Annotated in this window: 5 protein-coding genes; 1 reads left to right on the top strand and 4 read right to left on the bottom strand. The window is 63.3% G+C overall.

What is annotated here, in order from left to right:
• Positions 1-40: 40 nt before the first annotated feature.
• From ACE04F_RS16855 to gabP, 4 genes are all read right to left on the bottom strand, one after another.
• Positions 41-1,390 (bottom strand): TolC family outer membrane protein, encoded by a 1,350-nt coding sequence (locus tag ACE04F_RS16855; RefSeq protein ID WP_486108426.1) that lies wholly within the window; start codon positions 1,388-1,390, stop codon positions 41-43.
• Between the two features lie 2 nt (positions 1,391-1,392).
• Positions 1,393-2,763, bottom strand: a complete 1,371-nt coding sequence (locus ACE04F_RS16850) for an HlyD family type I secretion periplasmic adaptor subunit (RefSeq protein ID WP_486108424.1) — start codon at positions 2,761-2,763, stop codon at positions 1,393-1,395.
• Positions 2,756-4,477: a type I secretion system permease/ATPase gene (locus ACE04F_RS16845; protein ID WP_486108422.1), complete on the bottom strand. Its 1,722-nt coding sequence runs from the start codon at positions 4,475-4,477 to the stop codon at positions 2,756-2,758. The genes ACE04F_RS16850 and ACE04F_RS16845 overlap by 8 nt, the downstream gene beginning before the upstream one ends.
• 278 nt (positions 4,478-4,755) lie before the next feature.
• Positions 4,756-6,156, bottom strand: coding sequence for a GABA permease (gabP, locus tag ACE04F_RS16840; protein ID WP_486108420.1), 1,401 nt, complete (start codon positions 6,154-6,156; stop codon positions 4,756-4,758).
• A gap of 443 nt (positions 6,157-6,599) precedes the next feature.
• Here gabP and ACE04F_RS16835 point away from each other — a divergent pair, with 443 nt between their 5' ends.
• Positions 6,600-7,703 (top strand): sigma-54 interaction domain-containing protein, encoded by a 1,104-nt coding sequence (locus tag ACE04F_RS16835; RefSeq protein WP_486108418.1) that lies wholly within the window; start codon positions 6,600-6,602, stop codon positions 7,701-7,703.
• Positions 7,704-7,739: the final 36 nt, after the last annotated feature.

Genomic DNA, 7,739 nt, shown 5'->3' with positions numbered 1-7,739 from the left:
CCCCCCCCCGCCACAGATGCGATGCGGCTCGGCCGGATTCTTAGAACAGGCTTTGCACCTGCTCCAGCACCGCGCGGTTCATCTGGCCGGTGTGGGTGTGCAGGCTTACATAACTTTCGAGCATGTCCAGCTTGGTGTCGAGCAGGTCCCGGCGGGCCTGGAACAGACGTTGCTGGGCATCGAGGATGTCCACCGTCGAACGCACGCCGCCCTGGAAGCCCTTCTCGGTCGACGTCAGCGCCCGCTGGTTGGATTCCACCGCCCGTAGCATCGCCTTGCTCTTGGCGAAGCCCGCCACCACGCCCAGGTAATCGGTTTCGATGGCCTCGGCCAGTTCCTGTCGCTGCACGTCATAATCGGACTGCGCCCCGGCCAGCTGGGCCTCGGCCTTGGCCACCGACGCGCGCACCGCGCCGCCGCGATACAAGGGGATATCCAGCTGCACCCCGACGTAGTAGGTGTCCTGGCGCGGATCGAGCTCCTGGTACTGGCGGGTTTCCCGACGGGTCAACTGAGTGGTCAGCGACAATGTCGGATAATGCCCGGCCCGCTGGCTGTCGGCCTGGGCCTCGGCGACTTTTACCGCCGCCAACCGCGCCGCCAGCTCCGGACTGGCCTCACGGGCAATCGTCGTCCAATACGGCAGGTCCTGCTCCGGCGGGATCGGGCTGCCAGCGGGAAGTTCTTCGCGCATCGCCTGGATGTCGTCGATCGGCACGCTGGCCCGCCCCGACAGTGCTCGCAGCGCGGCCACGCGGCGGGCCTGGGCTTCGGTTTCCTGAGCCTCGACCAGATCGAGCCGGGCCTGGGCCTCGTCGATGTCGGTGATCGCTCCCTGGCCGCCCTCATAGAGCTTTTTACTCTGGAGGACCAAGCCGCTGATAGCGGCTTTCTGCTGGGCGATCAGCTTGAGTTCGTTCTCGGCCCGGGCCACGTCGAAATAGCCCTTGGCGACCCGATCAAACAGTGTCTGGCCGGCCACGTCGAATTGTTGGCTTCCCAGCGCGCCCCGCGCCTTGCCTTCCTGATAAGCCGCCCAACGCCCCTTGTCGTAGAGCGCCTGCTGCGCCGCCAGGGTCACACTGTTCGCCTGGTAATCGTTGCTGTTGACATAACTGCTGTCGTCGCCGCCATCGGTACGCCCGCCATAGCCATAACGCGACGATAGCGACACTTGCGGATAAAGACCGCCACGGCCGATCGCCTCCTCCTGCCGCGACGCATCGTAGGCGTGGGTCGCCGCCTGCAAGGTCGGATCGTTGAGGCGCGAGGCATCGTAGGCGGCGATCAGGCTCAGCCCCCCCTCCGCCGCCCAGACGGGGCCGATCAGCGCCCAACTGGTACACAGGCTCAACAGCACACGGGCGCCGTAACGGCAACGGTCGGTCATGCTCATTCCTCTTTGAAGGCCGCCAGCAAGCGTTCGCGCAAAGGTTTCATCAGGTAGTTCATCAAGGTCCGTTCGCCGGTCACCACGGTGACATCGGCAAGCATGCCGGGGCGCACCAGCAGCCCGGCGCTCTGCAGCGAAACGACGGTGTCGGCGGGAATCTCGACCTTGGCGGAGAAGTACGGCTGGTGGGTCTGCTGGTCGATCAACTGGTCCGCCGACACGGTGGTGACCGTGCCGGTCACGGTCGGCGTATCCACCCGTTGCAGCGCGGTGAAATGAACATGCACCGGCAGTCCCGGGCGAAGCTTGTTGGCCATCAATGGCTCGAAGCGCGCGGTAATCGCCATCGGCGCATCCAGCGGCACTACCTGCATCAGCGTCTGCCCAGCCTGAGCGACCCCGCCGACCGTATGGATCGACACGTCCATGACCTGCCCCGCAACCGGCGCGCGGATCGCCCCGTTATCCACTTCAAACTGCAAGGCGCGGATCTGATCGGCATAACCGGCGGCCTCGGCCGAAACCTCGCTGAGTTGGGTTTCGGCATCGCGCCGGAATTCTTGCTGCGCCTGCAAGGCCTTGAGCCGGCTTTCGTTGATTGCCTGGCGCGTGCGGCCGACATCGCCAATGCCGGAAGCGATCTGCCCGGCCAGTTGCGCCGCGTTGCGCTCGGCCTCGAAGAGTTTGTTGCGCGGCACGTAGCCTTCCCGGGCCAGCTCGCGCAAACCTTCAAGCTCTTGCTGCTGAAAACGCATCTGCGCGTCGTAGTTGCGCTTGACCCCTTCATAGCCCTGCAACTGTTGCTGCAAGGCGCCGACTTCATGTTCGATGATCTGCAGGCGGCTGCCCAACTCGGCACGGCGCGTCAGGAACAGCTGCTTCTGCAGCGCCATGGCCGCCTTGACGCGCGGCTCCTCGGCGCGCTCCAACAGTTGCGCCGGCCACTGGATTTCATCGGCGCCCAGGCGCTCGGCCATCAAGCGCGCCTCGATGCTGCGGTCATTGAGCAGCTTGCCCAGGGTCACGTCCAACTGCGCTTGCGCCTGCACCGTGTTGAGCTGCACCAACAACTGGCCCTGGCTGACGCGGTCGCCGTCGCTGACCAGCAGCTTTTCCACGACCCCGCCCACCAGCGATTGCACAGCCTTGCGCTCGCCCGCCACCACCACGGTGCCGCTGCCAACCACTCCCTGGTCGAGCGGCGCCAGGCACGCCCAAAGCAGGAAACCGCCCAGGGTCAGGGCGAGGAAGACCACGCCGTAACGCGCCGCGCCGCCGGCATCGGTACTGGCGCTGGGCAGCGTGTTGCTGCTGAGCACGCTCAAGCCGTGGTCGCCTTGGGCCGGAGTCGCCGGTTTCAAATCACGCATCTTTACCCGCCTCGCGCACGGCCGTCGGCCTTGGGCCTGGCATCAGCGCCTTGAGCACTCGGTCGCGCGGGCCAAACGCCTGTTGGGTACCGTCCTTGAGCACCAGGATGTGATCAACCACCGCCAACACGTTGGGCCGGTGGGTGATCAACACCACGGTGCTGCCGGCGGCCTTGAGCACGCCGATAGCCTGCACCAGCGCCAGTTCTCCGGCTTCATCGAGATTGGAATTGGGCTCGTCGAGGACGATCAGCGAAGGGCTGCCATAAAGCGCCCGGGCCAGGCCCAGGCGTTGCTTCTGTCCGCCGGACAGGCCAAGCCCGCCGGGGCCCAGCGGCGTGTCGTAGCCCTTGGGGAATCTCAGGATCATTTCGTGAATGCCCGCGTGACGACTGGCGGCGATGATCTTGTCGGCGTCCTGCTCGCCGAAACGGGCGATATTGTCGGCCACAGTGCCATCGAACAGCTCGATGTCCTGGGGCAGATAACCAAGGTACGGGCCCAGGGCGTCATGGGACCACTGGCTGATCTCGGCATCGTCCAGCCGCACCGAGCCACCCATGGCCGGCCACACGCCAACCAATGCCCGAGCCAAGGTCGATTTGCCGCTGGCGCTGGGCCCGACCACCGCCAGCACCTCGCCCTTGTCCAGGCTGAAATTGATGCCGCGCAGGAGCGGCTGCGACGCACCGGGCGGCCCCACGTAGAGCTGCTCCAGGCGCACCGCGCCGGTTGGCGGTGGCAACGGCATGCGCAGGCGATCGCGAGGATGTTGCGCGAGCAGCTGGCTCAGGCGCTGGTAACTCTGGCGACCGGCGTTGAATTGCTTCCACGAACCGATGGCGATTTCCACCGGCGCCAGGGCACGCCCCAGCAACAGCGACATGGCAATCATCATGCCCGCCGACAATTGCCCTTCGAGTACCAGCAGCGCCCCCAGCCCCAAGGCCAGGGACTGGCCGGAAATCCGCACGAAACGGGTCGCCGAGGTAATACGCGCGCCGCGATCACTGGCATGCGCCTGCGCGGCGATGATCCGTTGCTGTAGGAGACTCCAGCGCTGGCGCAGCGGCCCGAGCATGCCCAAGGCCTGGATGACCTCGGCATTCTGCAGGGTGCTGTTGACGTAGACCGACGATTGCACGCCCAGCCGATTGGCCTCCCCCAGGCGCGTGCGGGTCGCCAGCTCGCCCCAGAGTGCCAAGCCGACCAGCAACGCTGCGAGGATCAGGGTCAGCACGCCGAACCAAGGGTGGAAGATGAACGCCACCAGCAGGAAAATCGGCAACCACGGTGCATCGAGCAAGGCGATCAGGCCTTGGCCGGTAATCAGTTGGCGCAAGGTGGCCAGGTCACTCAACACCTGCGCCGGGTTGGCGTTGTGCTCGCGCAGGCTGCGGGCGAACGCCGCATCGAAAATCCGCTCGCCCAAGGCATCGTCCAGCCCGGCGCTCATGCGGATCATCACTTCGCCACGCACCCACTCGATCAACGCACTGAACATGAACAGCCCGAGAGCGATCAAGGTGAGCATGAACAGCGTGGTTTCGTTGCGACTGGTGAGGACCCGATCGTAGACCTGCATCATGTACAGCGATGGCACCAGCACCAGCAGATTGATCACGCCGCTGAAGAGGGCCAGCGACCAGAATACCCGGCGATAACTCAACAAAGCGGCGTCGATGTCATGCCGAGGATCAAGAAAAAAACCCATAGAGAATCAACCCGCAAAAGGAATAAACGGTCCCGGCGCAATCCATTGCGAGCTATCTGCCTTGAGGCGTCAGAAAAAAAGCGCCATGTAGCTGACATTGTCGCCATCGGTGGCGAACGTCGGCGCTACGGGCGCCAAGTACTGACAACGTAAGCAAGGGTTAGTTGCCGGAGGGAGTTTGGGTTTTTAGGGATCAGTAACGGAAGGGGCTGCTGCGCAGCCCAGCGGGAGCAAGCTCCCTCGCCACGGGAATGTCTTAGGCCGAGAGTCTATGGAGGCTAGCCGAGGGAAACCGCCTCTTCAGGCTGCGGCGCTTGCCGCGAAGTCACCAGGCCGATAAAGGAAATGACCAAGGCCAGGCCAAGGGTGGTGCTCACTTCGCTGCGGTGCTCGGGGGTCACCATCATCACCGCCAGGGCCGCGCAGATAAACAGGATCACCGCCCAGGTCAGCCAGGGGAACAACCACATGCGAAAGCCCAGCTCGACGCCCTGGCGAAGCAGCTTGCGGCGCATGCGCAACTGGGACACGGCGATCGCCAGGTACACCAGCAAGGCGATGGCGCCGGAGCTCGCGAGCAGGAACTGGAACAACCCGGCCGGCATGAAGTAGCTGAACAAGGTGATACCCAAGCCCAATACCGTACTGGCTACCACCGCCGCCCGGGGCACGCCAGCGGACGAAGTCACTTCCACCGCCCTCGGCGCATCCCCACGCCGGCCGAGGGAATAGAGCATGCGTGAAGCAATGTAGATCGAGGAGTTCATGCAACTGGCCACGGCGATCAATACCACCACGTCCACCATGAATTTGGCGTGGGGAATGTTCATCAACTCCAGTGCCCGCTGGTAGGAGCCCACCGAGGCCAGGAGCGGATCGTTCCAGGGCACCACGGAAATCACCACGAAAATCGACAGCAGGTAAAACACGCCGATGCGCCAGATCACCGATCGCGTGGCCTTGGCGATGTTCTGTGCCGGGTTGCTGGACTCGGCGGCGGCAATCGTCACCGCCTCCGTACCAATGAAACTGAACATGATGGTGATGAAGGCCCCGACCACGGCTGACAAGCCATTGGGCGCGAACCCGCCATGCTCTTCCATCAAGCGACTCAAGCCGCTGGCTTCGCGCTCCGGAATCCAGCCCATCAGCACGGCGAATCCCAGGGAGATGAAACCGATGATCGCGATGACCTTGGCCATGGCGAACCAGAACTCGAACTCACCGTATTTGGACACGCTGAACAGATTGGTCACGGCCAGGGCAATGATCGACACCGAGGCAAACAGCCAGGCATCAACGGAGGGAAACCACTGGTTGAGTACATGACCGGCGGCGAGCGCCTCGATGGGAATCACCAGCACCCAGAACCACCAGTACAACCAACCGATGGTGAAGCCTGCCCAGCGCCCGACCGCCTGGTCGGCGTAGGTGGAGAACGAGCCGGTATCCGGTCGGGCTACCGCCATTTCGCCAAGCATGCGCATGACAAGCACCACCAGCAGACCGGAAAAAAGATAAGCCAACATGACGGCCGGACCGGCAGCGGCGATCGCATGGCCCGAGCCGACAAACAGGCCGGCGCCGATGATCCCGGCGATTGAAAGCATGGTGACGTGACGAGGCTTGAAGCCCTGCGCCAAGTGGCCGTTCGAATCCTTGAAGCTCGGGCTGGTCATGGTTTTTTATTCTCTTATCGACATTGAGGCGTGTCGAGGGAACGTCGGTGCTGCTGGTATCGCTCCTCCTCAAAGCGGCACACCCTGGATGTCTGATCCGTCCCTCGCGAATTGGGCTCTGCAGTAAAGTTGAGCCACGTTACTCGCCTACACTCCCGAGTTAGTTACCTGTGAGCGCCGCCTTTTTGCCTGATCTCGCCAAACCCGGTGCTGGTAGAAGCTCTGCGGCTGACGACGTTTCCGCGGGCAGACCGAAGTCCTGATCGAAACGCGCCTGCCCAAGGCGGCCCATCGCCTTAAGCATATAACTCTATGTTATTTGTTTTATTTTTTTTAGATCATTTAGATTAAGCCTTAAGCCCAATGGCTTCGCACGGTGATACCACCAAGGAGCGTTGGTCCTCACCCCATCATCAGCGCACTCTCATAAACGGGCCACCGTCATGCAGCTTCTCACGCTTCCTCCCTCCCCCGGCCTGGCTACCTCAATCCGCGCCACGGCCCAAGTGTTCGCCGATCCCAGCTCCCAGGCACTGCTGACGCACTTGCAGCAAGTCGCGCCCAGTGACGCCAGCGTGTTGATCATCGGCCAGACCGGCACCGGAAAGGAGCTGGTCGCCCGCCACGTCCATAACCTCAGTGCTCGACGCGACAAGCCGTTCGTGGCGGTGAACTGCGGCGCGTTTTCCGAGACGCTGGTGGAGGCCGAGTTGTTCGGCCATGAAAAAGGCGCGTTCACCGGCGCCTTGACGGCCAAGGCCGGGTGGTTTGAAGAAGCCGACGGCGGCACGCTGTTCCTCGATGAAATCGGTGACCTGCCAATGCCGATCCAGGTCAAGCTGCTGCGCGTCCTACAGGAGCGCGAAGTGGTCCGCCTCGGCTCGCGCAAGCCCATCAGGATCAATGTGCGGGTGCTGGCGGCCACCAACGTGCAACTGGAAAAAGCCATCAACGCCGGGCATTTTCGCGAAGACCTGTATTACCGGCTGAATGTGGTCAGCCTGGTACTCAAGCCGTTGCGCGAGCGTCCCGGCGATATCCTGCCGCTGATTCGCCATTTCATCGCCGAGTACAGCCGCAGGCTCGGCCATGGCGAGGTGACGCTGGATGCCCAGGCGCAGCGCAAACTGCTCGACTACTCATGGCCGGGAAATATTCGCGAGCTGGAAAACGTCATCCATCACACCTTGCTGATCTGCCGCAACAGGGTGATCGGCGTGCAGGACCTGCACCTGTCCAATTTCCGCATCGAGCGCCAGGACGCGCCCCATGACAACACGCCGCAAACCACCGAGGCACTGCTGGAAAAAGCCTTCGAGCAACTGCTTGAGCAAGCGCACGGCGATGTCTACGAAAAAGTCGAAGCTGCCCTGCTGCGCACCGCCTACCGCTACGCCAGTTGCAACCAGGTCCACACCGCAAGCCTGCTGGGCCTGAGCCGCAACGTCACCCGCAGCCTGCTGATCCGGATCGGCGAGCTGGTGGTCAACAAACGGCGCCCGGCGTTGAGTACGCGGGATGGTCGGGTGGTCAACCTTTCAACCTGAACCTACCTCTTCCTGATGTAATCCCAGCCCTGTGGG

This window comes from Pseudomonas sp. AGC41 (assembly GCF_057334555.1).
This window is presented reverse-complemented; position numbering and strand designations above follow the sequence as displayed.

Bases quoted from the DNA above. Each gene is read 5' to 3' on its own strand.
- ACE04F_RS16855 (WP_486108426.1), bottom strand. From the start codon at position 1,390: ATGACCGACCGTTGCCGTTACGGCGCCCGTGTGCTGTTGAGCCTGTGT.
- ACE04F_RS16850 (WP_486108424.1), bottom strand. From the start codon at position 2,763: ATGCGTGATTTGAAACCGGCGACTCCGGCCCAAGGCGACCACGGCTTG.
- ACE04F_RS16845 (WP_486108422.1), bottom strand. From the start codon at position 4,477: ATGGGTTTTTTTCTTGATCCTCGGCATGACATCGACGCCGCTTTGTTG.
- gabP (WP_486108420.1), bottom strand. From the start codon at position 6,156: ATGACCAGCCCGAGCTTCAAGGATTCGAACGGCCACTTGGCGCAGGGC.
- ACE04F_RS16835 (WP_486108418.1), top strand. From the start codon at position 6,600: ATGCAGCTTCTCACGCTTCCTCCCTCCCCCGGCCTGGCTACCTCAATC.